The 25,021-nt window shown below is 68.7% G+C and carries 16 protein-coding genes and 5 pseudogenes; 15 read left to right on the forward strand and 6 right to left on the reverse strand.

Annotation, left to right across the window (positions count from 1 at the left end; all coding sequences use genetic code 11):
• Positions 1-28 precede the first annotated feature (28 nt).
• Positions 29-1,354: a GTP-binding protein gene (locus N4G47_RS00625; protein WP_475284578.1), complete on the forward strand. Its 1,326-nt coding sequence runs from the start codon at positions 29-31 to the stop codon at positions 1,352-1,354.
• Positions 1,355-1,454: 100 nt separating this feature from the next.
• On the opposite strand, the gene N4G47_RS00630 is transcribed toward N4G47_RS00625, so the two are convergent.
• Together N4G47_RS00630 and N4G47_RS00635 are read right to left on the reverse strand one after the other, a co-directional pair.
• Entirely contained in the window at positions 1,455-3,062 is a 1,608-nt protein-coding gene (locus N4G47_RS00630; RefSeq protein WP_475284580.1) for an ATP-binding cassette domain-containing protein, read from the reverse strand.
• 294 nt (positions 3,063-3,356) lie between these two features.
• Entirely contained in the window at positions 3,357-4,256 is a 900-nt protein-coding gene (locus N4G47_RS00635; RefSeq protein ID WP_475284582.1) for a LysR family transcriptional regulator, read from the reverse strand.
• A 226-nt stretch (positions 4,257-4,482) separates the two neighbouring features.
• Here N4G47_RS00635 and N4G47_RS00640 point away from each other — a divergent pair.
• Both N4G47_RS00640 and N4G47_RS00645 read left to right on the forward strand, forming a co-directional pair.
• Positions 4,483-5,660, forward strand: a pseudogene (locus N4G47_RS00640) (serine hydrolase domain-containing protein).
• Positions 5,657-6,840: pseudogene (locus tag N4G47_RS00645) on the forward strand (MFS transporter). Before N4G47_RS00640 ends, N4G47_RS00645 begins: the two co-directional pseudogenes overlap by 4 nt.
• Before the next feature lie 37 nt (positions 6,841-6,877).
• On the opposite strand, the gene N4G47_RS00650 reads toward N4G47_RS00645, so the two are convergent.
• On the reverse strand, positions 6,878-8,494 hold the full coding sequence (locus N4G47_RS00650; protein ID WP_475284584.1) for an EAL domain-containing protein: 1,617 nt from the start codon (positions 8,492-8,494) through the stop codon (positions 6,878-6,880).
• 228 nt (positions 8,495-8,722) lie between these two features.
• Here N4G47_RS00650 and cycA point away from each other — a divergent pair, with 228 nt between their 5' ends.
• Positions 8,723-10,096 carry a D-serine/D-alanine/glycine transporter gene (cycA, locus tag N4G47_RS00655; protein WP_475284586.1) on the forward strand — a complete coding sequence of 458 codons (1,374 nt, stop codon included), beginning with the start codon at positions 8,723-8,725 and terminating at the stop codon, positions 10,094-10,096.
• A 200-nt stretch (positions 10,097-10,296) separates the two neighbouring features.
• A pseudogene (locus N4G47_RS00660) lies at positions 10,297-11,072 on the forward strand (lytic transglycosylase domain-containing protein).
• A 92-nt stretch (positions 11,073-11,164) separates the two neighbouring features.
• Here the strand turns inward: N4G47_RS00660 and N4G47_RS00665 are convergent.
• A complete protein-coding gene (locus tag N4G47_RS00665) occupies positions 11,165-12,685 on the reverse strand; it encodes a hypothetical protein (protein ID WP_475284588.1) in 1,521 nt (506 codons plus the stop codon).
• 164 nt (positions 12,686-12,849) lie between these two features.
• Between N4G47_RS00665 and N4G47_RS00670 the strand changes: the two genes are divergently transcribed.
• Positions 12,850-14,931: a gluconolaconase gene (locus N4G47_RS00670; protein ID WP_475284590.1), complete on the forward strand. Its 2,082-nt coding sequence runs from the start codon at positions 12,850-12,852 to the stop codon at positions 14,929-14,931.
• Here the strand turns inward: N4G47_RS00670 and N4G47_RS00675 are convergent.
• Positions 14,909-15,316, reverse strand: coding sequence for a YciI family protein (locus N4G47_RS00675; protein WP_475284592.1), 408 nt, complete (start codon positions 15,314-15,316; stop codon positions 14,909-14,911). The two genes, N4G47_RS00670 and N4G47_RS00675, sit on opposite strands and share 23 nt — an antisense overlap.
• 725 nt (positions 15,317-16,041) lie before the next feature.
• On the opposite strand from N4G47_RS00675, the gene N4G47_RS00680 reads away from it, so the two are divergent.
• The 8 genes and pseudogenes from N4G47_RS00680 (at position 16,042) to N4G47_RS00715 (ending at position 23,005) form a co-directional block, all read left to right on the forward strand.
• Positions 16,042-16,455, forward strand: coding sequence for a YciI family protein (locus tag N4G47_RS00680; RefSeq protein WP_107232177.1), 414 nt, complete (start codon positions 16,042-16,044; stop codon positions 16,453-16,455).
• 63 nt (positions 16,456-16,518) lie between these two features.
• Positions 16,519-16,941 (forward strand): VOC family protein, encoded by a 423-nt coding sequence (locus tag N4G47_RS00685; RefSeq protein WP_249842071.1) that lies wholly within the window; start codon positions 16,519-16,521, stop codon positions 16,939-16,941.
• A 34-nt stretch (positions 16,942-16,975) separates the two neighbouring features.
• Positions 16,976-17,385, forward strand: a pseudogene (locus tag N4G47_RS00690) (VOC family protein).
• 23 nt (positions 17,386-17,408) lie between these two features.
• Positions 17,409-17,765 carry a DUF1428 domain-containing protein gene (locus tag N4G47_RS00695; protein WP_107232180.1) on the forward strand — a complete coding sequence of 119 codons (357 nt, stop codon included), beginning with the start codon at positions 17,409-17,411 and terminating at the stop codon, positions 17,763-17,765.
• Positions 17,766-17,810: 45 nt separating this feature from the next.
• Positions 17,811-19,065 (forward strand): annotated as a pseudogene (locus N4G47_RS00700) (RNA polymerase sigma factor).
• Positions 19,066-19,162: 97 nt separating this feature from the next.
• Complete coding sequence (locus N4G47_RS00705; protein WP_475284595.1) at positions 19,163-20,812, forward strand: M28 family metallopeptidase; 1,650 nt, start codon at positions 19,163-19,165, stop codon at positions 20,810-20,812.
• 173 nt (positions 20,813-20,985) lie between these two features.
• Positions 20,986-22,245 (forward strand): sensor histidine kinase, encoded by a 1,260-nt coding sequence (locus N4G47_RS00710; protein WP_249842066.1) that lies wholly within the window; start codon positions 20,986-20,988, stop codon positions 22,243-22,245.
• Complete coding sequence (locus N4G47_RS00715) at positions 22,235-23,005, forward strand: LytR/AlgR family response regulator transcription factor (protein ID WP_309336045.1); 771 nt, start codon at positions 22,235-22,237, stop codon at positions 23,003-23,005. Before N4G47_RS00710 ends, N4G47_RS00715 begins: the two co-directional genes overlap by 11 nt.
• A gap of 78 nt (positions 23,006-23,083) precedes the next feature.
• Here the strand turns inward: N4G47_RS00715 and N4G47_RS00720 are convergent, their stop codons facing one another.
• Positions 23,084-23,698, reverse strand: a complete 615-nt coding sequence (locus tag N4G47_RS00720; RefSeq protein ID WP_249842064.1) for a hypothetical protein — start codon at positions 23,696-23,698, stop codon at positions 23,084-23,086.
• Positions 23,699-24,007: 309 nt separating this feature from the next.
• Here N4G47_RS00720 and N4G47_RS00725 point away from each other — a divergent pair, with 309 nt between their 5' ends.
• Positions 24,008-24,937, forward strand: a complete 930-nt coding sequence (locus N4G47_RS00725) for an oxygenase MpaB family protein (protein WP_475284598.1) — start codon at positions 24,008-24,010, stop codon at positions 24,935-24,937.
• Positions 24,938-25,021 lie beyond the last annotated feature (84 nt).

Consider the following 25,021-nt stretch of genomic DNA (forward strand, 5'->3'; position numbering starts at 1 on the left):
TTCCGTTCCGCAGCCAACCCGCTCCGACATGAACACTGTTTCCCGCGCCGACCGTCGCCTTCCGGTCACCGTGCTGTCCGGCTTTCTCGGGGCCGGCAAGACCACTCTGCTCAACCAGATCCTGCGCAACCGCGAGGGCCTGCGCGTGGCGGTCATCGTCAACGACATGAGCGAAGTAAACATCGATGCGCAGCTGCTGCGCGAGGGCGGCGCCGAGCTGCGCCGTACCGAAGAGACGCTAGTGGAGTTCAGCAACGGCTGCATCTGCTGCACCCTGCGCGACGATCTGCTGCAGGAAGTGCGGCGCCTGGCCGACGCCGGCCGCTACGACTATCTGCTGATCGAATCGACCGGGATCGGCGAGCCGATGCCGGTGGCGGCCACTTTCGCGGTGCGCGACGAGCACGGCTTCAGCCTGAGCGACATTGCACGCCTGGACACGATGGTGACCGTGGTGGACGGCAGCGCGTTCCTGGCCGACTTCGGTTCGACGCTGCGCCTGGCCGAGCGCGGCCAGCAGGCCGGCCCGGACGATGACCGTGGCGTGGTCGATCTGCTGTGTGAGCAGGTGGAGTTCGCCGATGTGATTGTGGTGAGCAAGGTCGACCAGGTGGATGACGAGGTGCTGCAGGACACGCTGGCGGTGCTGCGTGGATTGAACCGTGATGCGAAGCTGCTGCTGTCCCGTTTCGGAGACGTGCCGCTGGCCGAGCTGCTGGATACCGGCCGCTTCGACTTCGAACGCGCGCAACGCGCACCGGGCTGGGTGAAGGAGCTGCGCGGCGAGCACACGCCGGAAACCGAGGAGTACGGCATCGGCAGCTTCGTCTACCGCGCGCGGCGTCCGTTCCATCCGATGCGCTTTGCGCGGGCACTGCAGTCGGGCATGCCAGGCGTGATCCGCAGCAAGGGCTGGTTCTGGCTGGCCAACCGCATGGACTGGGTGGGCGAGTTGAACAGCGTGGGCGCGGCCACCCGCACCCAGGCCGCCGGCTTCTGGTATGCCGCGCGCGAACGCGTGCGTGCCGGCCAGGAAGACACCACGCCGCTGCTGCCGCCCACGCCGCTGCCGTACAGCGATCTGGGCTGGGCACGGCAGCAGGCCGAATGCTGGAGCGCGCCGCTGCCCGGTGTGGAGGAATTCCCGGACAGCGCTGCACATTCGGCGATGGCGCGCCTGTGGCATCCGCTCTGGGGTGACCGCCGCCAGGAACTGGTGGTGATCGGCGTGCACATGGATGAGCGTGCGGTGCGTGCCGAGCTGGATGCGTGCCTGCTCAACGACCAGGAACTGCGCGCCGGCCCGTTGTTGTGGCAGCAGCTGCCGCAGGCGTTCCCGGTGTGGAAGCGGTAGGCGGGATACCGTTGTAGCGCCGAGCCCACGCTCGGCTGCTGCTTCGGTAGATCCACGACATGTGTGGATGCAGGCATGGCAGAGTCGAGCAAGCTCGACTCTACAACGCGTCGCGCCATTGCCAGCCATCGCTGCGGACCTGCAGCACCTGGGTAGGCCGCAGCGCGTGCAACAGGTGGTGGTCGTGGCTGACCATCACCAGCGCACCCGGCCAGGCCGCCAGCAGTTCTTCCAGTGCCTGCAGCGCGCTCAGGTCCAGTGCGTTGCCGGGCTCATCCAGCAACAGCAGCTGCGGGGCCGGGGCGGCGTACAGCACGCTGGCCAACGCGCCCTTCACCCGTTCGCCGTCGCTGAGGCTGGCCGCTGGCCGTTGGATGCGCTGGGCGTCCAGCCCGAGCAGGGCCAGCCGCGTGCGCAGTTCGCCCGGATCGGCGGTCGGGTTCGCCGCCTGCACGGTCTCCAGGATGCTGCGCTCGCCGGACATGCCCAGCAGCTGTTGATCCAGCAGTGCCAGCGGCGCGTGGCGCTGGACGCTGCCCGCGCGTGCCGGCAGCTGGCCGGCCAGCACGCGCAGCAGGGTCGACTTGCCGGTGCCGTTGTCGCCGACCATGGCAATGCGTTGGCCGCGGCGAATGTCCAGCTGCAACGGTACGCCGCAGCCATGCGGCAGCAGCAGATCCTGCGCCTGCAACAGGCGTGCGCTGCTGCGCTCACCTTCCACGGCGAACAGCGCCAGTTCCGGTGCCACGTGCACGGCCGAAGCGGCGGCCCGCAGCTGCTCGGTGCTGGCCTGCAGGCGCTCGGCCTGCACCTGCTGCGCGCGTGCGTGCGTGGCCTCGGCGCGCTGCTTCTGGCGGCCGAGCAGGATCGGCGCCTGGTTGGCCTGCTTCGCATCGCGGTTGCCGCGCGCCTGGCGTTGCTGTTGGCGCTGGTGCTGTTCGCGCGCGCTGCGCTGCTGCTGGCGATGCTGCGCGCGCGCATGGTCGAGCTGGGCGACGGCGGCCTCGCGTTCGGCCGCGCGCGTATCGGCATAGTGCTGCCATGCGCCACCGTAGCGATGCAGGCCGCGTGCATCGAGTTCGACGATCTGCTGCATGTGGCCAAGCAGTTCGCGATCATGGCTGATGGCCAGCAGGCCACCGCGCCACTGCTGCAACTGCGCGTACAACTGCTGGCGATGGTGCGCATCAAGGTGGTTGCTGGGTTCGTCCAGGATCAACCAGTCGGCACCGCTGGCCCAGGCGCCGGACAGCGCCACCTGCATGGCCTGGCCGCCACTGAGGCGCGCGGCAGGGTGGAGCGGATCCAGATCATCGGGCAGACCCAGTGCCTGCCAGCGTTGCAGCAGGCGCTCGCGCAGATCCCAGCGGTCACCGATGCAGGTGAAGTCGGCCTCATCGACGCTGCCCGCTTCGATGCGTGCCAGCGCGGCCAGTTCCCGACCGACTCCCGCCAGTTCGCCGACCGTGCCGGCCGGAGGGTAGCCCGGGGTGGGCAGCAGGAACACACGGCCGCTGCCGCGCACCTGGCCGCTGTCGGGGGTGAGGCGGCCGGCCAGCAGGCACGCGAGCACGCTCTTGCCGGCGCCATTGGCACCGACCAGGCCGGTGGTCACCGGTTCGAAGGAAAAGGACAGATCGGAAAACAGCGCGCGGCCGTCGGCCAATCGATACGACACGCGATCGAGCGTGAGGGAATGCGGGGTCATGCGACCTCCAGGGATGCCGGGTTCTCCCCTGCGCGCAGGGGCGGGAAGAGTCAGGCCGTCTGTTGGGAAGACGGCGGCATCACTGGCGCATTGGTCGCGAGCCTCTGGGAGGAATGAGAGGGCCAGTATAGCGGAGCGGGCTGAATGGCTGCGTGCACCTGTGGGGCTGGGCGGCGGCGGCTGAATGATCGCGTGCAGTTGTAGAGCCGAGCCATGCTCGGCTGATTTTCGCTTGGGTTCCGATTGGTCGAGCATGGCTCGACTCTACAAGGAGCATCCACGCATGGCGTGGATCTACGGCACGGTGCCCAGGCGTTCGCCGACGAAATCGATGAAGACCCGCAGCTTGGGCAGCACGTGGCGGCCGGAGGGCCACAGCAGGTGGAAGGTGCCGCAGGAATGCACGTGTTCTTCCAGCACGGTCGCCAGCTGGCCGTCGGCCAGCGCATCACGCACCGAATGCACCGGCACGAACGCCACGCCCACATCGCGCAGCGCCAGCGCCACGCGCGCTTCGATGGTATTGGCCACCATGTGGACCGGCAGTTCCTGCGGCACTTCGTCATCGGGCCAGTGGATCGGCCACGCCTCCAGCTTGCCGGTGCTGGGAAAACGATAGTGCAGCAGCGTGTGCTGCATCAGCTCCGCCGGCGTGCGCGGAATGCCGCGACGCTGCAGGTAGGCCGGCGAGGCGACGATGCGGCGCGGGAACACGCCCAGGCGTCGTGCGTTCATGCGCGAGTCGCTGGGTTCACCGACGCGCAGCACGGCATCGAACCCTTCCTCGATGACATCGACCAGGCGATCGCTGAAATCCAGATCGAGCCGGATGTCCGGATAGACCGCCATGAACTCGGCCATCAGCGGCAAGGTCAGGTCGCCCACCAGCGGCAGGCTGATGCGCAGCGTGCCGCTGGGCGTGGCATGCGGCTGTGCGAGTTCGGTGCGGGCGGCATCGCGCTCGTCGAGGATGCGCCGGCAGCGCGCCAGGAACAGCTGGCCTTCGGCGGTGAGGGTGATGCTGCGCGTGCTGCGGTGGAACAGGCGCACGCCCAGCGCGTGTTCGAGCCGGGCCACGCACTTGCCGGCGGCCGAGGCGGAGATGCCCTGCAGACGCCCGGTCTCGACGAAGCTGCGGGTGTCGGCGGCGTGCACGAAGGTCTGCAGGTTGGCGAGGTTGTCCAGGACTGACATGGGCGTGCGGGCGATCAAAGCGGCAGGGTAGGGGAAGGGCGCGCCGCCGGCGGCACGGCCATCGCAACGCTGTGGTGCGTGACGGGACGCGGGCGGTTGCGGCCTCGCAGTTCCGGCCATCATGCCGATTGCGGACTGCATGGTCCACGATGCGCGGAGCGGTACCCCGCTTTTGCGACGCGGCGGGCTGCCTAACGTGGCGGGCCTGTCCCCACGGATCACCGCGATGAATGCCGCTCCTTCCCTTCCCCCGCGCCGACCCTGCCCTCGGTGCAGCGCCTGTTGCAGCAGGTGCACCCGCAGCGCCTGATCGGTGCGGTGGTGCGCGTGCGTCAGCACGGGGTGCTGCGCCATGCCAGCGCCACCGGGCTGTCTGATCGTGAAGCGGCCGCGCCGATGCGCGCGGACCAGCTGTTCCGGCTGGCTTCGGTGAGCAAGCCGCTGCTGACCACCGTGTTGCTGCGCCTGGTGGCCGACGGCGTGCTGGACCTGGATACGCCGGTGCAGCGCTGGCTGCCGCAGTTCCGCCCGGCGCTGGCCGACGGCAGCACCCCGCCGATCAGCTTGCGCCAGCTGCTCAGCCACAGCAGCGGGCTGGGCTATCGCTTCCTGGAAGCCGATGCCGATGGCCCCTATGCACGCGCCGGTGTCAGTGATGGCATGGACGCCAACCCGCTGTCCCTGGCCGACAACGTGCAGCGCATCGCGCAGGTACCGCTGCTGTTCGCACCGGGCAGCCAGTGGCTGTATTCGCTGGGCGTGGACGTGGCCGGTGCAGTGGCCGAGGCGGCGACCGGCGAGACCTTGCAGGCCTTGTTCGTGCGGTTGCTGGCCGCGCCGCTGGGCCTGCGCGACACCGCGTTCGCCACGCGTGATGCGGCTCGCCTGGCTACGCCGTATGTGAGCGATGCGCCGCAACCGCATCGCCTGCGCGAAGGTGAGGTGGTGGCGCCGTTCGAGGGCACCGTGGGCATCGACTACAGCCTGGCGCGCGCCACCGATGCCAGCCGCTTCGCGTCGGCCGGCGCCGGCCTGGTGGGCACCGCCGACGAGGTGATGGCGGTGCTGGAGGCACTGCGTGATGTGCAGGCGTCGGGGCTGCTGCCGCCGGCACTGGTGGCACAGATGGGCACGCCACAGGTGGGAGAACTGGGGCCGCCCGAGCCGGCCGGCTGGGGGTTCGGGCTGGGCTTTGCGGTCCTGCGTGATGCGACGGCCAGTGGCACGCCGCAGAGCGTGGGCACCTGGCGCTGGGGCGGTGCCTATGGCCACAGCTGGTTCGTTGACCCGGCACGGGCGCTGAGCGTGGTGGCACTGACCAACACCTTGTACGAGGGCATGGACGGTGCGTTCGTCGATGAACTGCGCGATGCGGTGTACGCCGATCTGGAGGCTGCGCGATGAGCGGCCATGCGATCGACGCGGGCAGCCCGGCCGGAGAGGCCACGCGCCTGCCATGGGCGGGCCTGCTGGCGCTGGCGGGCGGCGGTTTCATCACCCTGCTGACCGAGACCTTGCCGGCCGGCGTGCTGCGGCCGATGGGCGACAGCCTGGGCGTGAGCGACGCGGCGGTCGGCCAGCTGGTCAGCGTGTACGCGCTGGGCTCGGTGATGGCCGCGTTGCCGATGACCGCGCTGACCCAGCGTCTGCCACGGCGCCCGCTGCTGTTGGCGGCGATCGCCGGCTTCGTGGTGGTCAACACGCTGACGGCGATGAGCAGCAGCTATCCGCTGATCCTGGCCGCACGCTTCCTGGCCGGCGTCTGCGGTGGCCTGCTGTGGTCGCTGGTGGCCGGGTACGCCGCGCGCATGGTGGTGCCGTCGTTGCAGGGGCGGGCGATCGCGGTGGCGATGGTCGGTTCACCGCTGGCACTGTCGCTGGGCGTGCCGGCGGGCACGCTGCTCGGCCAGCAGATCGGCTGGCGCTGGGCATTCGCGCTGATGAGCGTGCTGGGCGTCGGGTTGCTGGCCTACGCGCGCTGGGCGTTGCCGGCGCTGCCCGCTGCCGGGGCCGGGCAGCGCACATCGCTGGGCACGGTGTGGCGCATGCCCGGGGTACGCAGCGCGCTGGCCGTGATGGCGTTGTACGTACTGGCGCACAACGTGCTCTACACCTACATCGAGCCATTGGCCGTGGACGCCGGCGCCGGTGCGTGGCTGGACCGGCTGCTGCTGGCGTTCGGCGTGGCGGCCATCGCCGGCATCGGCATCGCCGGCTGGGGCGTGGATCGTCACCTGCGCCGGCTGGTCTGGGCGGCGGTGGTGGGCTTCCTGCTGCCGGTGCTGGCGCTGTTGCTGTGGCCGGGAGCGCCGGGCGTGTTGCTGCCAGCCACGATTGTGTGGGGGTGGCGTTCGGTGCGGTGCCGACGCTGTTCCAGACTGCGCTGGCGCGCCGCGCCGGGGCGGCGGCCGATCTGGCGCAGTCGATGCTGGTGACGGGCTGGAACCTGGCCATCGCCGCTGGCGGTGTGGCCGGTGGCGTGCTGCTGCAGGCCGGCGGTGCCGGCATGCTGGGGTGGTTGCCGTTGCTGCTGCTGGCTGTGTGCGCGGGGTGGCTGCTGGTCCAACCGAAGGCGTGGCTGTAGAGGATGATCGCGCCCGCAGCCGGGTGTGGGCTCGGCGCTACGCCTCCGGCTCCTGCTCGATCGGTACGCTGCGCGGGTTCTGCATGTGCTCGCGCGCAGCGCCGTACTGCTGCTGCCGCTTGTGATGGAAGGCCACGAACTCGTCGCGTGGCAGCGGCCGCGAGAACAGCCAGCCCTGCCCGAACTCCACATGCCGGCTGTGCAGGTAGGCCAGCTGTGCTTCGGTTTCCACGCCTTCGGCCACCACCCACAAGCCCAGCTCCTTGGCCATGTCGATGATGTGCGGGGTGACCGGGCTGGTCGCACTTTCGGTGCCGATCGCATCGATGAAGGACTTGTCGATCTTCAGCGCGTCCAGCGGCAGCTGCTCCAGGTACTGCAGGCTTGAGAAGCCCACGCCGAAATCGTCGATGGCCACGCTGTGCCCGGCGCGCCGTGCTGCCGCCAGCATGGTGCGCGCACGATCCAGGTCGAGGAAGCCACGTTCGGTGGCTTCCATCCAGATCTGCTGCGGCAGGATGCCGCTGCCGGCCATGTGCTTGGAGATCATCTTCAGCGCACGGCCACTGCTGATGTCTTCGGCGGCCAGGTTGATGGCGATGTGCGCGCTGCGGTCGGCCACCAGCAGGTCGCGCATGTCGCGCACCACGTTTTCGATCACCAGGTCGGTGACGTCGGCGATCATGCCGGCCTCTTCGGCCAGCGGAATGAACAGATCCGGCCGCACCTGGGTGCCATCGGGGCGCTGCCAGCGCACCAGTGCTTCGGCGCCGACGCAGATGCCGGTATCCAGTTCGATGATCGGCTGGTAGTGCAGGTACAGCTCGCGGCGGCGGATGGCCGTGGCCAGCTCGCCACGCAGCGACAGGCGGCGCTGTGACAGCCAGATCACCAGGCCGACTGCGGCGGCGGCCAGCAACAGGCCCAGCGGGACGTACAACCAGGCCTGCTGGCGGAACGTGGCGGCCAGTGCGGTGCGGGGCGTGGTGGCGATCGCCAGCCATTCCTCGTTGCGCGCAGTGGCGTACAGCGTGTTCTGGTCCAGGCCCTGGCCGGGGTCGCGCAGCAGTGCCAGCAGCAGGGTCGGGTCCACGCCGGACTGCTGGGCCAGCAGGCGCCCATCCGGGCTGGCCAGGGCCAGGCGCACATGCGGATCAACGATGACATCGACGAAGCGGCGCGGGTCGACCAGCACATCATAGGAGCCGTACAGGATGGCCAGCATCTGGCGGCGCCCGCTCGCTTCGGGGCGCACGTCCACCGCGATGCCGGCGCCGTCGCTGGTGACATGGTCGGGCTTGGGCTGGTCCACGTCGGACAGGAACGGCCCCCAGGACGTGCAGCGCAGCTTGCCGCCTTCGAAATACCCCATCTGCTCGATCGACGAGGTGGTCATCACCAACGTCTGCATGCGCCGGATGTGGTCGGCGCTGCACGGCACGTGGGCACCAGCCTCGACCGACTTCAACGCCGCCAGCGCCTCCTGGTAGGACAGGTCCGAGCGGCGCAGGGTGCGCCCGGCGATATCGCGCAGGCGTTCCTGCTCGACGCTGACCGCACGGTCCCAGGTGGCGTAGGCCATCACCGCGATGGGCACGGCCGCGGCCAGCAGCGCCAGCGCGGTGCCACCGATGATGACGCGCAGGCGGCTCATGGCCGGGGCTCGGGCAGGGCGGTCAGGGCAGGGCGCATGGTCGGGCCGGTCCTTGGGCAGGTGCGGCTATCTGAACACGGTGCCGGGCCGGACGGAATGGGATCAATCCGGTATTGGGTCACATTGTGATGAAAGCGACCCCGTGTGACGTAACAGGCCAGTCTGGTGCTGGCGCTCCGGGCCGGGGAGGACTACCGTCGGACGCTTCGCCCGCCCCTTTCCACGCCCATGACCGAGCCCGCAACGCCCCCCGAGCACCTGCGCCGCAGCCTGTCCAACCGCCACCTGCAACTGATCGCCATCGGCGGTGCCATCGGTACCGGCCTGTTCATGGGCTCGGGCAAGACCATCAGCCTGGCCGGCCCGTCCATCGTGTTCGTCTACCTGATCATCGGCGCGATGCTGTTCTTCGTGATGCGCGCGATGGGCGAACTGCTGCTGTCGAACCTGCAGTACAAATCCTTCATCGATTTCTCCACCGACCTGCTCGGCCCCTGGGCCGGCTTCTTCTGTGGATGGACCTACTGGTTCTGCTGGATCGTCACCGCCATTGCCGATGTGATCGCCATCGCGGCCTACGCGCAGTTCTGGTTCCCCGGGCTGGATGCATGGATACCGGCGCTGGCCTGCGTGCTGCTGTTGCTGGCGCTGAACCTGGTGACGGTGAAGCTGTTCGGCGAAATGGAATTCTGGTTCGCGCTGATCAAGATCGTGGCCATCTGTGCGCTGATCATCACCGGTGCCGGGCTGGTGGCCTGGGGCTTCACCTCGCCCAGCGGCCACACCGCCTCGCTGTCGAACCTGTGGAATGACGGTGGCATGTTCCCGATGGGCCTGGTGGGCTTCTTCGCCGGCTTCCAGATTGCAGTGTTCGCCTTCGTCGGCATCGAGCTGGTCGGCTCCACCGCCGCCGAAACCGCCGACCCGGAGCGCAACCTGCCCAAGGCGATCAATTCGATTCCGGTGCGCATCATCATCTTCTACGTGCTGGCGCTGATCGCGATCATGGCGGTCACCCCGTGGCGCCAGGTGGTGCCGGACAAGAGCCCGTTCGTGCAGCTGTTCGTGCTGGCCGGTATTCCCGCCGCGGCCAGCCTGATCAACTTCGTGGTGCTGACCTCGGCGACGTCGTCGGCCAACAGCGGCATCTTCTCCACCAGCCGCATGCTGTACGGCCTGGCCGAGGAAGGCCACGCACCGCGCGGGCTGTCGCGGTTGTCGCGCGCGGCGGTGCCGGCGCGCGGCCTGCTGTTCTCCTGCCTGTGCCTGCTGGGCGGCACGCTGCTGATCTACCTGATTCCGAACCTGGTGACCGCCTTCACCCTGGTGACCACGCTGGCCACCGTGCTGTTCATCTTCGTCTGGTCGCTGATCCTGGTGGCCTACATGGTCTATCGCCGCCGCTATCCGGAGCGGCACGCCGCCTCGATCTTCAAGATGCCCGGCGGCGTTGCCATGTGCTGGGCCTGCCTGCTGTTCTTCGCCGGCGTGCTGGTGCTGCTGAGCCTGCAGGGCGATACGCGCCAGGCGCTGATGGCCAGCCCGGCGTGGTTCGTGCTGCTGGGCGTGGGGTATTGGGTGCGGCGCAGAACGGCGAAATGACCGGGAATGCCGGAAACTGGAATGGGTAGAGTCGACTGTCAGTCGACTGCTCTCCTGCGGGCCACCGATAACCCCGCGCTGCGCGCGATAGTCGACTAACAGTCGACTCTACCGGTCCCGGTCCCGGTCCCGGTCCCGGTCCCGATGCCTGGGCCCCATTCACCCGGCGTTAGCGGCTGCGGCCGGATCATCCGGCCGCCATGTTTACCCGCCCTGCCGCCATCGCGCTGTTGCTGCTGTCCAGCCTCTGGCCCGGGCTGGCCGCTGCGCGCACCGTCTACCGCTGCGTGCAGGGCAACACGGTCAGCCTGGCGACCGCGCCGGAGCCGGGCTCGCGCTGCACAGCGAAGGAGATTGACGACAACGCCATCCAGACCCCGAACCTGTGGGGCAACATGGGGGTGTTCAGCGGCGTGCTGTACGAACGCGAGCAGGACGGCGCACTGGTCTATTCCACGCGCAATCTGCCCGGCTCGCGGGTGTTCCTGAAGTTCACCGTGGCCACCCCACCAGGGGAGCCTGCCCACGAAGGGCTGGGCAAGGTCGGCACGCCGCAGCTGGCGCAGCACGCAAAGCAGTTCAAGGCGGCGGCCAAGGCCACCGGCGTCGACGATGCCTGGCTGCGTGCGATCGCGCATGCCGAAAGCAATTTCGATGCGTTGGCGGTATCGAGCAAGGGTGCGCAGGGCGTAATGCAGCTGATGCCCGAGACCGCGCAGGAATTCGGCGTGCGCGATCCGTTCTCGCCGCAGCAGTCGATCGATGGCGGTGCGCGTTACATGCGCGCGCTGCTGCGCCGCTACAACGGTGACCGGCCCCTGGCCGCAGCCGCCTACAACGCTGGTATCGGCGCGGTGACCCGCTACAAGGGGTGCCGCCGTATGCCGAGACCCTGGCCTACGTGGACAAGGTGATGGCGTTGTACGCGCGCTACCGCGAGGCGATGGGCATCCGCAACGAGGTGCCGGCGCGCTAGCCGGGTTCTGCCGGTGGTGTTGTAGAGCCGAGCCCATGCTCGGCTTGCGCCAACAGCCGCCGAGCGTGGGCTCGGCTCTACAGCAGAGCCGATCAGCGCGAGGTGCCGCTGCTGACCAGGTCGTAGCGCTCGACGCGGCCGATGCGGGCGATCTCCGCCTGCACGTCGGTGCGCTGTTTCAGTGCACGCCACGCCGTATCGATCTTCATGTCGCCGGGCAGCGACGGGTAGGTGCGCATGTCCTGCAGGGTGGCCAGTGTCTGGCCACGTTCAACCGGCGACCGCAGCTGTTCAATCAGCAGCGCAGCCGCGGCGTCCAGATCGCCTTCCTCCAGCAGCATCTCGCGCTGGAACAGGCGCGCGTCTTCGCCCTGGGCCAGAATCACCGCGCGCGCGGCCTGCGTGGCTGGCGCATCGCCGCGTTCGCGGGCGGCGGCGAACTGCACCAGCGCCTGCGCCGCCCTGCCGTAACCGGTCAGCCCCGCGATGTCATTGACCGCCGCGGCCCCCTCCTGCGCGCGTCCCAGCGAGATCAGGAAAAAGCCGACATTCAACTGGTGCTCGATGCCGTTGGCACTGGGGGCACCGATGCGCGCAGCCCACCTCGCCGTGGCCAGCGCATCATCGACGCGGCCCAGCCGGCGCAGCGCGGCGGACCGGCTGCTGAGCAGCCACGCCACCCATTGCGCCTCGGCCGCCGATGGCGACTGGCCTGCGGCGGCGGCGCGGGCCATGCCATCGGTCAGCGCCAGCACTTCCTCGCTGCGGTCGAGCATCAGCAGCGTGCTGGCGAAGTCGGCCATGCGCGCATCCAGTGCGCGATCGAGCAGGCCCGACACGCGCAGATCATCCAGGTGCGTCTGTGCCGCCTGGCGTGGATCAAGGCGCGGGTCATCGCGGTCGATATAGCGGTCGAAGCGCTTGTCGCTGCGCAGCCGGATGATCTCGGCCGGGCCCTTGATGCGGGCCAGCGTGGCCGGAATGTCATCGCCGTGACCGTGCTCGGCCTGCAGCGCGGCCAGTGCCAGCCACAGCCCGCTGGGTTGCACGCCGTCGCCCTTCCAGCCGTTGTCGAACAAGGCCTGCAACAGTTCCATGCGCCGCTGCGGCTGGTCGCGCAGGCGGTACTGCAGGTAGAGGACGGACTGCTGCTCGATCGGCAGCGGCGCCTGGGCGTGCTTCAGCGCCTGCAGCAGGTAGGTGGTGGCCGGTGCAGGCTGGTTGTCGGACAGTTCCAGCGATACCCGGGTGAGCAGGATCCGCGCATCGTTCGGCAGGGTCTCCTGCGCGCGCTGCAGGTAGCGGCGTGCCAGGGCGGGCTTCTTCTGCATCATCGCGGTCCAGCCGGCCGCCTGCGCAGCGCGGCCCTGCCGCTCGGCGTCGAAGTCGTCCAGCAGCGGGTCTTCCATCAACCGTTCCATGCTGATCAACGCGCCCAGCGTGTTGCCGCTGTCCGACTGCCCGATCGCCTCATCCCAGCGGTTGGCATAGGCCACATGCACCGCATCGGTGGTGATGGACGGCTTCTGCGGCGCCACCGTGATCGATGCCGCAGCAGGTGCGCCGGCCAATGCGGCCATCAGCACGACGGTGAGGGGGACAAGGCGGGGCATGAAGATCTCCATCCGTGGCAGCCCATTGAACCCGCTGCGCCTGGCAAGGACAAGCACGATGGATGCAACGTTGTTGCTTGAGCACCCGCGCGACCGTGGCGCATCACGCGCGCAGCGTCTATTGTCGGTGCCTCTTCAGGCAGCAGGCAGGGCGGCACGGCACGATGGCACGGTGGCAATGGATGGCGGCAGGTGTGGCGTTGGCAACGGTGGTGGCGTTGGCTGCAACGTGGTGGGAAACGCCGCTGCATACCCTCGCTGAACCGGCAGGCCCGCTGCCGACGCCGCTGGCCTGGACCGCGCAGATCGAGCCGCTGGCCGGCGATGGCCATCCCGGTGATCGCGATGGCGCGTCGGCGCAGGCCCGTTTCGCCGATCCCTATGCGCTGCTGCGCGCGGCCGATGGCAGCGTCTATTTCACCGATGCAGGCGACAACAACCGCATCCGCCGCCGCCTGCCCGATGGTCGCGTCGAAACCGTGGCCGGGCAGGGCGAAGGACGCCTCGACGGCCCGGCGTTGCAGGCGAGCTTCAACACGCCCTCGGGCATTGCCGCCGATGCGCAGGGCAACCTGTACGTGGCCGACACCGGCAACCATGCGATCCGCCGCATCGGGAGCGACGGCCACGTGACCACGCTGGCCGGCGGTGAGCAGGGCTACACCGATGGCCCTGCCGCCCAGGCGCGCTTCGATGCGCCGATGGGCATCGCGGTGGATGCGCAGGGCCAGGTCTTCGTGGCAGACACCTACAACGACCGCATCCGGGTGATCGGCACCGATGGCACGGTGCGCACCCTGGCCGGCGGTGAGCGCCCGGGGCTGGCTGATGGCGCCGGTGCCGAGGCGCGTTTCGATACCCCGGTGGCGCTGGCCTTCGATGCGCAGGGCGCGCTGCTGGTGGCCGACCTGTTCAACAACGCGGTGCGCCGGGTCGGCGCCGATGGCACGGTCAGCACGGTGCTGGGCACGGGCGGTGTGATCAATGGCCCGATGTCGCTGGCCACCACGCATGACGGTGTGCTGTACGTGGGCGATCTTGATGGCCGCATCGTGCAGGTGACGCCGCAGGGCCACCAGATCGCGCTGGTCGGCAATGGTCGCCTGCCGCGCCTGGCCCGCCCCAGCGGGCTGGCGGTGGATGCCGATGGCAGTGTGCTGGTGGCCGACGCGGCGGCCTATCGCCTGCACCGCCTGCGCCCGCTGCCGGTGGGCGAACTGCCGGCACCGGCGCTGGTCGGCCCGGCCGCCGATGCCGCGCTGCCCGATACCGGTGGCCGCTGGCCGCTGGCGCCGCAGCAGGGCTGGCACGAAGTGGTCGGCACGCTGGGCGAAGTGCGCGGCAACTTCAAGGGCGAGAGCCGCCATCACCTGCACGGTGGCTTCGACGTGCGCGGTGATGTCGGCCAGACCGTGCTGGCCATCGCCGAGGGCAAGGTGAGCAGCCCGGTGGCGGCGTGGAGCCTGGGTGGGCAGGCCGAAGGCCTGGCGGTGGATCGCCTCAAGTACATCCACATGCGGGTCGGCCGCACACCGCGCGATGAGCCGTTCGACGCGCGCTGGCAGGCGCTGTACGACGAGCAGGGCACGCTGGAGCGGATGCGCGTGCGCCGCGGCACCCGCATCCACGTGGGCGACCGGCTGGGCAGCATCAACAACCAGGCCCATGTGCACCTGGCGGTGGGCACCGGCGGTTTCGAGACCAATGCGGTGGCGCTGGGCTTCCACAACTACGCCGATCACTTCGCGCCACGCATCACCGATGTAGCGCTGCTGGACGACAACGACCAGCCGCTGGCCGCCGGCGCCGATGGCGTGGTGATGCTGGCGCGCCAGGGCCGTGGTGTGCAGATCGTGGTGGAGGCCTGGGACCAGGTCGACAACAACCTGCCGCGCCGTCGCCTGGGCATGTACCAGGTGGGTTACCAGATCCTCGATGCCGGCGGCCAGCCCTTGCAGGGCTACGAGCAGCCACGCTGGAACATCGTTTTCAACCGCATGCCGCCGCAGATGGAAGCGGTGCGCGTGGCCTATGCGCCGGACAGCGGCATCACCGTGCATGGCAGCGCGGTGACCCGGTTCCGCTACCTGGCCACCAACACCGTGCGCGATGGCCTGATGGAAACCGGGCGCTGGCAGCCGGCGGCGCTGCCGCCGGGCGAGTACATCGTGCGTGCCAGCGTGCGCGACTACAGCGGCAACGAAGGCGTCGGCCCGCGCGAGATCAGAGTGCGGTTGCTGCCATAGCGGCGGCCGGGGCGCCGCAGCGTTCGCGCTCGGCGTCCATGTCTTCCAGCGGCCGCACTTCGATGCTGCCGAAGCGTGCCCACGGGAACTGGCGGGCGATGCGCATGGCTTCGTCGCGGTCGCGGGCCATGATCAGGTTGAAGCCGGCCAGCAGCTCGCGGGTTTCGGCGAACGGGCCATCGAGCACGCGGCTGTGGCCGTCGCGCACGCGCAGGGTCTGTGCGGTGTCGACTGGCTGCAGCTTCTGTGCAATCAGCAGGGTGCCTTCGGCCTGCAGCTGGTCGGCGTGGGCGAGGCAGTCGCGCATCAGCGCGTTGAATTCTTCGGTCGGCAGGGCCTGCAGCAGGGCAGGCTCGATATAGATCAGAAGCAGGTACTGCTGCATGGCACGGTCCTGGCGGGGGCGGGGGCGGGTGCCCATGATGGCGCAGGTCTGCGCACGGGCATGTTGCAGCGCGGGAAGCGCGCCTTCGGCGGATGGCGGCGAACGGCGGAGCCCCTCCGTGGTGGGGTGGGTGGGTCGCTGAAAGCGGGTTTCCTGAGGGTGGGCCGGGCGGGTGGGATTGGCGGGGACGCCGTGAACCCGTCCTTGGGGGCTTAGCCGCGCCATCCATGGCGCGGATACCCCGCCAACCCCACCCGCCCGGCCCCAGACAGATTCCGGCGGCCGATCCACCACGGGAAATCAACAACAACAGCAGAAGCGGGTCGCTGCGCTCGCAAAGCCGAGGCCGCCAGCCAATCGTTGCTGCTGCTGTTGCTGTTGCCTTTTCTCTTGATCTTCCCGTGGTGCGTATCGGAGGCGGGAAACTGTCCGTGGCCGGGTGGGTAGGCGGGGCGGGGGTGTCCGCGGCATGGATGCCGCGGCCAAGCCCCCATGGACGGGTTTACGGCGTCCCCCGACCCGCCTACCCACCCGGCCATACCCATGAGCCGGAGCTTTCAGCGACCCACCCACCCCACCACGGAGGGGCTGCGCCGTTCGCCGACCCCGCCGGAGGCGCGCTTTCTGCGGAAGAAAAAATTTCCAACAGACGTGTCGATTCCCAGCCCGCTGGTTCGTTGTACCCAGTGAAGGGCACGCACCACGCGTCCCCACGGGAGACCGAAATGAAAGTGATGGTGATCGTGAAGGCCAACGCCGACTCCGAAGCCGGCCGCATGCCCAGCGAACAGGACCTGTCTGAAATGGGCGCCTTCAACGAGCAGCTGGTCGCCGCCGGCATCATGCTGGCCGGTGAGGGCCTGCATGCCACCCAGCGCGGCCGCCGCATCCACTTCGGCCACGGCGCGCCGAAGGTCGAGTCCGGCCCGTTCGGCCCGGCCGACCAGCAGATTGCCGGCTTCTGGCTGTGGAACGTGCGCTCGCTGGAGGAGGCGGTGGAATGGGCCAGCCGTGCGCCGTTCCGCAGTGGCGGCACGCTGGAAGTGCGTCCCCTGATCGCGCCGGAAGATTTCGGCGAAGCCTTCACCGCCGACTTACAGCAGCAGGAACAGCGTCTGCGTGCACAGCTGCAGGATTGACCCGGATTCCCCGCCGGGCGTGGCCCGGTGCAACCGACCTGAACCACACAACGGAGTAGTGCGATGAAACTGATTCCCTTCCTCGGCTTCAGCGGCCAGACCCACGATGCGATGGCGTTCTACGCCAAGGCACTGGGCGGCCAGGTCACCTCGGAAATGAAGTACCGCGACATGCCGCCCTCCGATGGCGCGCCGGGCTGCAATGAAATGCCGCCGGAAACCCTGGACCACGTGGCGCACAGCCAGCTGGAGATCGGCAACGCGATCCTGATGGCGGCCGACGGCCCCGGCGGTGGCGAGGGCGGCTCGACCACCATCAACGTCGATGTCGACAGCATCGAGGAAGCCGAGCGTGTGTTCGCCGCACTGGCCGAAGGTGGCCAGGTGCAGATGCCGATCGCGGAAACCTTCTGGGCCCATCGCTGGGGCATGCTGATCGACCGCTTCGGCAAGCCGTGGATGGTCAACTGCATGAAGCAGCCCTGATCCCTCTGTCTTCCGTCCACCAGGAGCGTTACCGATGAGTGCACCACAACCGCAGATGATCTTCGTCAACCTGCCGGTGAAGGACCTGGAAAAATCCAAGGCGTTCTTCAGCGCGCTGGGCTACAGCTTCAATCCCACCTACACCAATGACGTAGCGGCCGGCATGGTCATCAGCGAGAGCATCTACGTGATGCTGCTGACCCAGCCTTTTTCCAGCAGTTCACCAACAAGCCGATTGCCGATGCGCACACCCACACGGAAGTGATCAATGCACTTTCTGCGCCCAGTCGCCAGGCTGTTGACGTGTTGGTGGACAAGGCACTGGCCGCAGGTGCCAGCGAGCCGCAGCCGGCGCGCGACCTTGGCTTCATGTACCAGCGCGGCTTCCAGGACCTGGATGGGCACCTCTGGGAAATCGCACACATGGACGGCGAGCCGGGCTGACCGCCGCCGCACGGAGAACCCTCATGGCTTACGTGGATGCCTACGTGCTGCCGTGCCCGCAGGACAAGGTGGCGGCTTACCGCCGCCTTGCCCGCAAGGCCGGCACGGTGTGGAAGGAACATGGCGCGCTGCAGTACATGGAGTGCGTGGCCGACGATGTGGAGCCGGGGAAAACCACCTCGTTTCCGCGCGCGGTGAAGGCCAGGGCCGGTGAGACGGTGATCGTCGCCTTCGTGGTGTTCCGCTCGCGCGCCGCGCGCGACCGTATCAACGCGAAGGTGATGGCCGACCCGCGGCTGGCGTCACTCGGCCCCAAGGACATGCCGTTCGATACCCGGCGCATGTTCTGGGGCGGCTTCAAGCCGATCGTTGAAGCGTGAGCGGCGGCGCTTGTGCAGGCCGGGCGTGCGTGCTGTGATCGGCGCATGCTCGAGCCCGCACTGACGCAGCGTCTGGAAACCCTCTGGCGGATGGAGTCGCCAGTGTTGATCGCGCGCCTGGCGCGGCTGCTCGGCGGCGATGTCGGCCGTGCCGAGGAGCTGGCCCAGGACACCTGGCTGGCCGCGCTGGAGCGTTGGCCGGAGCAGGGCATCCCGGACAATCCCGGAGCCTGGCTGATGACCACCGCGCGCAACCGTGCCATCGATGTGCTGCGCCAGCACCAGCGGGTGGCGCAGCAGCACGCGCAATGGGGCGAGGAACTGCATCCGGCCGCGCTGCCAGCGCCGGATGACAGCCAGGCGCTGGAAGACGACCTGGGTGACGATCTGCTGCGGCTGATGTTCGTGGCCTGTCATCCGGTGCTGCCCGCCGATGCGCGGGTGGCGCTGACCCTGCGCCTGCTGGGGGCTGACCACGCTGGAGATCGCCCGCGCCTTCCTGCAACCCGAGCCGACCATTGCCCAGCGCATCGTGCGTGCCAAGCGCACGCTGGCGCAGAAGCAGGTGCCGTATGAAGTGCCACGCGCCGAGGCGATGCCCGAGCGGCTGGGCTCGGTGCTGGAGGCGATCTATCTGGTGTTCAACGAAGGCTATGCCGCCAGCAGCGGGGATGACTGGATGCGTCCGGCGCTGTGTGAGGAAGCGTTGCGGCTGGCGCGCATCCTGGCCTACCGCATGCCGGTGGCACCGGTGCTGGGTCTGCTGGCGTTGATGGAACTGCAGGCCTCGCGTGCGGCGGCGCGGGTGGATGCCCGCGGCGCGGCGGTGGTGCTGGACCAGCAGAACCGTGCCCGCTGGGACTGGTTGCAGATCGAGCGCGGCCAGCAGCTGCTGGCACGCGCGCTGGCGGCCGGTGGCAGTGACGATCCCTACGTGCTGCAGGCCCGCATTGCGGCCTGCCATGCCGGTGCGCGCCGTGCCGAGGATACCGACTGGCCGCGCATTGCCTCGCTCTATGCGCAGCTGTTGCAGGTGCAGCCCTCCCCGGTGGTGGCGCTGAACCGGGTGGTGGCGGTGCTGCGCAGTGACGGCGCCTTCGCCGCATGGGCGCAGTTGCAGCCGTTGCTGGTCGAGCCCCGGTTGCAGGACTACGCGCCGTTGCAGGTGGTGCGGGGCGAACTGCTGCAGCAGCTGGGCCGAACCGATGATGCCCGCCAGGCGTTCACCGCCGCCGCCGCGCTGACCACCAACGCACGCGAACGCGAGCACCTGCTGGCCCGCGCGCAAGGACCGGGATGACCATCGGGGTCAGATCCCTCTCCCGACGGGAGAGGGATCTGACCCCTCTTTCCGAATCCCATTACACTCCGGAAGGATTTCCCTGCTGGAGAGAGCAATGAAGCGAGTAGCACTGGGCGTGCTGGCCCTGTCGGTGTCGAGCGCACTGATGGCGGCCACCCCGAAATTCGATGGCGCGCGGATTTCCGCCGACGTCAAGGAACTGGCCTCTGACGCCTACGAAGGCCGCTCGCCGGCCACTGCCGGCGAAGAGAAGACCGTTGCCTATCTCAGCAAGCAGTTCGCCGAAGCCGGCCTGCAGCCGGGCGGCGACCTGAAGGACGGCAAGCGCCTGTGGACCCAGGCCGTGCCGCTGCGCAAGGGCGACATCGTCGGCACCCCGCAGCTGGCGCTGCACCAGGGCGGCAAGACCATTGCGCTTGAGCAGGGCAAGCAGATTGCCGTGCGTGCGGCGATGAACGGCGCCAGCAACGTCGACATCAGCAAGGCACCGCTGGTGTTCCTCGGCTACGGCGTGAAGGCGCCGGAGCGCAACTGGGATGACTTCAAGGGCGTGGACCTGAAGGGCAAGATCGCCGTGGTGCTGATCAACGATCCGGACTTCGAGAGCGGCCAGGGCGACTTCGACGGCAAGGGCATGACCTACTACGGCCGTTGGACCTACAAGTACGAGGAAGGCGCCCGCCAGGGCGCGCTGGGCGTGCTGATCGTGCACGAGACCGCGCCGGCATCGTACGGCTGGGCCACCGTGGCCGGCTCCAACACCAACACCATGTTCGACGTGGTGCGCGACAACCCGGCCGGCAGCCATCCGCTGCTGGAAGGCTGGATCCAGCGTGACCTGGCGGTGGAGCTGTTCCGCTCGGCCGGGCAGGACTTCGAGGCGCTGAAGAAGAAGGCGCAGCAGCGCGACTTCACCCCGGTGGCGCTGACCGGCGCCAGCCTGGATGCGAAGTACGCGGTGAAGACCGAAGTGATCACCTCGCACAACGTGGCCGCACGCCTGGAAGGCAGCCGCCATCCGGATGAGACGATCATCTACAGCGCGCATTGGGACCACATCGGCGTGGGTGAGCCGGACGCACGCGGCGATCGCATCTTCAATGGCGCGCTGGACAATGCCAGCGGTACCGCCTCGCTGATCGAACTGGCGCGTGGTTTCGCCAAGGCCAAACGCCCCGAGCGCTCGCTGCTGTTCCTGGCGGTGACCGCCGAGGAGAAGGGCCTGCTGGGTTCGGAGTATTACGCCACGCACCCGCTGTATCCGCTGGAAAAGACCGTAGCGGTGATCAACATGGACGGCATGGCGCCGTTCGGCCCGTCGCGTGACTTCGGCATCTACGGTGCCGCACGCTTCGAGCTGCTGGACCAGCTGAAGGATGTGGCCAAGGGCTGGGACATCCGCTACACCCCGGACCCGAAGCCGGAGGCCGGCCTGTTCTTCCGCTCCGATCACTTCCCGTTCGCCAAGCGCGGCGTGCCGGCACTGTCGTGGTCGGCCGGCCAGGACTGGGTGGACGGTGGCGTGGCCGCCGGCAAGAAGGCCTCGGAGGACTACACCGCCAAGCGTTACCACCAGCAGGGCGACGAATGGCAGCCGGACTGGGTGTTCGCCGGTGCCGCCCGCGACCTGGAAGTGCTGTACACGCTGGGCAACCAGCTGGCCAATTCCCGTGCCTGGCCGAACTGGAGCAAGGACGAGTCGTTCCGCGCCGTGCGTGACGCCAGCGCCGACCAGCGCAAGTAACGGCGTTGGGTAGTGCCGGCCGCTGGCCGGCATTGCCGCCCCGGAAACGCCGGGCCATGCCCGGCGTTCCGGTAACGGCTTCCATCCCCGCTTTCCGGCCCTTCGTCGCAACCCGCTTGTTTGCCCGGCGGGCCGCCCTATGCTCGGCTCACCCCTTCCTCCAAGGCGCTGCCGTGTTCGCCAGCCTCTCTCTCCTGATTCGCCACCTGCTGGCCTGGGCCGCCGCGCTGGTTGTTGCCGGCATGGTCTGGAGCGGCATCTTCAGCGGCATGAACGACGGCCCCGGCTGGGTGTTCGGCCTGCTGGCGATGTTCCTGATGATCTCCGCGCTGGGCAGCGCGATCACCCACATCCGCCGGGTCTGGCTGGTGGCCGGACGACTGGATGCGACCACCCTGTCCGGGCGCCAGCGCCGCCAGGTGGAACTGCCGATGGATGCCGGCCACGCCTACGCGGTGGTGGAAGCGGCCATCGCCGAACTGCCGCGTGTGGAAGAGGTGGAAAGCTCGGCCGGCAGCCTGCAGGTGCGCGCCTACGTGCGCCGCGTCGATCTCTGGAACGGCCGCCAGCCCTCGCGCTGGAACCTGCCGGCGCGGCTGGCGATCAAGCGCAACAGCGTGCTGGCCACAGTCACCCCGGGGCAGGGCACCAGCACCGTCACCCTGCTGTTTGAACCCGATGCCGGCTGGTGGGCCGACCTGCTGGCGCTGGACGAGGGCAGCAACTTCGAGAACGCCGAAGCGGTCACCCGCGCGATCAGCCGCCGCGTGGCCGACCAGCGTCGTGACGAGCAGGCGGCGGCCGAACAGACCCAGGTGGAAAAGGAACTGTCGGTGGCGCGCTTGAACCTGCTGCATGCGCAGGTCGAGCCGCACTTCCTGTACAACACCCTGGCCAACGCGCAGGTGCTGACCCGCACCGATCCGGCGCGCGCTGAACAGATGCTCGGGCACCTGATCCAGTACCTGCGCAGTTCGTTGCCGCAGGTGGATGAATCGGTGTCCACGCTGGGCGTGGAGCTGGATCGCACCCGTGCCTACCTGGAGATCCTGCGCATCCGCATGGGCGCACGCCTGGCGGTGGAGGTGCAGGTGCCCAACGAGCTGCACGGCGTGCACCTGCCGGCGATGGCGCTGCAGACGCTGGTGGAGAACGCGATCAAGCATGGCCTGGAGCCGAAGCCGGGCGGTGGCACGATCTGGATCCTGGCGCGTGGTTTCGAGGACCACGTGACGGTGACCGTGGCCGACGACGGCCTCGGTTTCGGCCAGGGCACCAGCGGCACCGGCATCGGCCTGAAGAACCTGCGCGAGCGCCTGCGCCTGACCTGCGGCGAGCAGGCCGGTGTGGCGATCGTCGCCAATTTCCCCAGCGGCGTGGCCGCGACCATGACCCTGCCGCAGTCGCACAAGGAGCGCAGCCATGCCGCTTGAAGCCCTGATCGCTGAAGACGAAGAGCTGCTGCGGCAGTCACTGCTGGAGCAGCTGCGCCGGCTGTGGCCGGAACTGAAGGTGGTGGCCGAATGCGAGGATGGGGCCAGTGCGCTGGAGCAGCTGGCCGAGAAGCAACCGGACATCGCCTTCCTCGATATCCGCATGCCTGGCATCAGTGGCATCGAAGTAGCGCGTTCGCTGTCCGAATTGAGCCCGCGCACGCAGGTGGTGTTTGTGACCGCCTACGACCAGTACGCCATCGATGCGTTCGAGCAGGGCGCGATGGATTACCTGCTCAAGCCGGTCAGCGACGAGCGCCTGCTGGCCACCCGCGAGCGCATCCTGTCGCGGCTGCCATCGACGCGCCAGGACGATGCCGTGCTGGAGCGCCTGCTGCAGCGGCTGGGCCCGGCGCAGGGCGCGGCCGAACGCCCGCCGCTGGCCTGGATCACCGCCAGCAATGGCCGCGAGACACAGCTGATCATGCTGGAAGACGTGGCCTACTTCCGCGCCGACAACAAGTACACCACGGTGGTCACCGCCGCAGGCGAGAGCCTGCTGCGCACGCCGCTGCGTGAGCTGCTGGATGTGCTCGACCCGCAGCACTTCCGCCAGATCCACCGCTCGACCATCGTCAACATGAAGGCGGTGGCCGCGGTGAGCCGCGACGATACCGGGCGCGGCGTGCTGCGCCTGCGCGAGCGTGCCGAGACGCTGGTGGTCAGCCAACCGTTCATGAGCCTGTTCCGCGGCATGTGATCCACGCCGGCGGCTGAAAGAACAATGCCACCGTGATCGCGCACGGTGGCATTGTGGGTCCCCCGCTTTCCCGAAGGGTCAGTAGGCAGGCTGCAAGGTCAGGTCGTGGTGATGCTCGTTCTCACCGACATGGTTCAAGCGGCCGACCAGTTCGGAGTGCTGCTTCATGCGCCCGATCTCGGTCATGATGCGGATGTCCTCGTGGCGCAGTTCGCGCTTGGCGGTGACGGCCTGCTTGTAGTCCAGCACTTCCGGGTAGTGCTCGGCCAGGTCCAGCGCCTCGGCCACGTGCTCCACGCTGTCGGCCTTGGAGCTGATGCGGGCGCGGCTGTTGAATGCCTTCATCCAGCGCTCGAAACCGGCCGTGCGGTCGAACATGTTGGCCATGAACCAGATCACGAACAGGATCGATACCCACGAACCGAACACGATCACCACGCGGGTGAAGGTGATATGGAAGTCGTCGCGCCACAGGTAGTTGGCGATCAGGCCCAGGATCAGCAGCGATGCCGCCTGCCAGCCGACGATCGAGGCGATCAGCCATTGGCACTTGGCCTGTGCCATCACCGCTACTTCATCGCGGATCTGCTGCTCGCTGAGATTGCGCCAGTGCGCGACCTGTTTGTCGAACGGGCTGCTGTAGAGCTCGTTGTCGCGAAGCAGAATTCCCAAACCCTTGAACAAAGCAATCATGGCTGGCTCCTTGTGGAACGTGCGTCGATCAGCATTTGACGGTGTGGCGGGTTCAGTTCTAGCACTTCCAGCGAGCGGTGCAATGGGCGCAATGCCAAGCGGCGCAAGGGTTTTATCTGAATGGGTGAAGATTGGTGCGATGCAGCATCGGGGCCGCAGCCTGCGACAGGATGTCGCAGGGTGAAACGTGCTGCGGCCGCACATGAAACCGCGACTGAGTGCGCAGGCTCGCCGCCGGCGTCGTGATCGCCCAGAATCGGGGCCGACCGCGCAAGGCGTGGCCCTACTTCCGCCGTTTCTGGACCTGTGATGCCCGCTCTGCTGCAGCGACTGTCCCGCCCCGTCACCGCGCCGATCCGGCGCTGGGTGCTGGAGGCCTTCCCGCGTGGCCAGAGCGGCATCGACTATGACCATCCGCCGGGCGACCCGGGCTGGTTCGGCCCGGACAGCGTGACCTGGCGGCTGCACGCCGAATTCCCCTCGATGCTGGCCGGTGGGTTATGCGCGCTGATGCTGCAGACCCTGCACCCACGCGCGCTCGCCGGCGTCTACGACCACTCCAATTTCCGCCAGGACCTGGTGGGCCGGCTGCGCCGCACCACCGCGTTCGTCGCCGGCACCAGCTATGCGCCGCGCGGCGAGGTGGAGGCGCTGGTGGGCAAGGTGCGCCGCATCCATGCGCAGATCCATGGCCAGACCGCGCAGGGCGAGCCTTACGCCGCCGATGATCCGCAGTTGCTGACCTGGGTGCACGTGACCGAAGCGTTTGGCTTCCTGCAGGGCTTCCGTCGCTACGGGCGCGAGGTGCCGGAGCCCATCGCCGACCGCTACTACGACGAGTATCGCCGCGTGGCTGAAGCACTGGGCGCGGTGGATGTGCCGCGCAGCGAAGCGGAAGTGGCGGCGTATTTCTGCGCGCGGCAACCGCAGCTGCGGGTGGATGAGCGCTCGCGCGAAGTGCTGGAGGTGTTGTCCGGCGTGCGCCTGCCGGTACCGGTGCCGGGGCTGTCGCGCGAGGTGTTCCTCGGCGCCGGCGCGGCACTGCTGCCGGACTGGGCCGAGGCCATGCTGGGACACACGGGCCGCCAGCGCGCGCAGGCCGCAGCGTCGGCGAAACTGATGCAGGGCATGGCACCGCTGTTCCGCCGCGCGCTGCCCGATGGCCTGGCCAGCCGCGCCTGCGCGCGCATGGGCGTGCCGGTGGAGATCCTGCGCGAGTGGCCCGACGCGCGTGGGTAGATGCCGACCTGGGTTGGCACGCATTTCGCGCGGTGCCGCAGAAGCGCCAACCAAGGTCGACACCCACCCGCAAATGAAACGGGC

It is taken from the genome of Stenotrophomonas sp. GSD10 (genome assembly GCF_056172695.1).

Coding starts and splice junctions, on each gene's coding strand:
- N4G47_RS00625 (WP_475284578.1), top strand. CDS start 29: ATGAACACTGTTTCCCGCGCCGACCGTCGCCTTCCGGTCACCGTGCTG.
- N4G47_RS00630 (WP_475284580.1), bottom strand. CDS start 3,062: ATGACCCCGCATTCCCTCACGCTCGATCGCGTGTCGTATCGATTGGCC.
- N4G47_RS00635 (WP_475284582.1), bottom strand. CDS start 4,256: ATGTCAGTCCTGGACAACCTCGCCAACCTGCAGACCTTCGTGCACGCC.
- N4G47_RS00650 (WP_475284584.1), bottom strand. CDS start 8,494: ATGAGCCGCCTGCGCGTCATCATCGGTGGCACCGCGCTGGCGCTGCTG.
- cycA (WP_475284586.1), top strand. CDS start 8,723: ATGACCGAGCCCGCAACGCCCCCCGAGCACCTGCGCCGCAGCCTGTCC.
- N4G47_RS00665 (WP_475284588.1), bottom strand. CDS start 12,685: ATGCCCCGCCTTGTCCCCCTCACCGTCGTGCTGATGGCCGCATTGGCC.
- N4G47_RS00670 (WP_475284590.1), top strand. CDS start 12,850: ATGGCACGGTGGCAATGGATGGCGGCAGGTGTGGCGTTGGCAACGGTG.
- N4G47_RS00675 (WP_475284592.1), bottom strand. CDS start 15,316: ATGCAGCAGTACCTGCTTCTGATCTATATCGAGCCTGCCCTGCTGCAG.
- N4G47_RS00680 (WP_107232177.1), top strand. CDS start 16,042: ATGAAAGTGATGGTGATCGTGAAGGCCAACGCCGACTCCGAAGCCGGC.
- N4G47_RS00685 (WP_249842071.1), top strand. CDS start 16,519: ATGAAACTGATTCCCTTCCTCGGCTTCAGCGGCCAGACCCACGATGCG.
- N4G47_RS00695 (WP_107232180.1), top strand. CDS start 17,409: ATGGCTTACGTGGATGCCTACGTGCTGCCGTGCCCGCAGGACAAGGTG.
- N4G47_RS00705 (WP_475284595.1), top strand. CDS start 19,163: ATGAAGCGAGTAGCACTGGGCGTGCTGGCCCTGTCGGTGTCGAGCGCA.
- N4G47_RS00715 (WP_309336045.1), top strand. CDS start 22,235: ATGCCGCTTGAAGCCCTGATCGCTGAAGACGAAGAGCTGCTGCGGCAG.
- N4G47_RS00720 (WP_249842064.1), bottom strand. CDS start 23,698: ATGATTGCTTTGTTCAAGGGTTTGGGAATTCTGCTTCGCGACAACGAG.
- N4G47_RS00725 (WP_475284598.1), top strand. CDS start 24,008: ATGCCCGCTCTGCTGCAGCGACTGTCCCGCCCCGTCACCGCGCCGATC.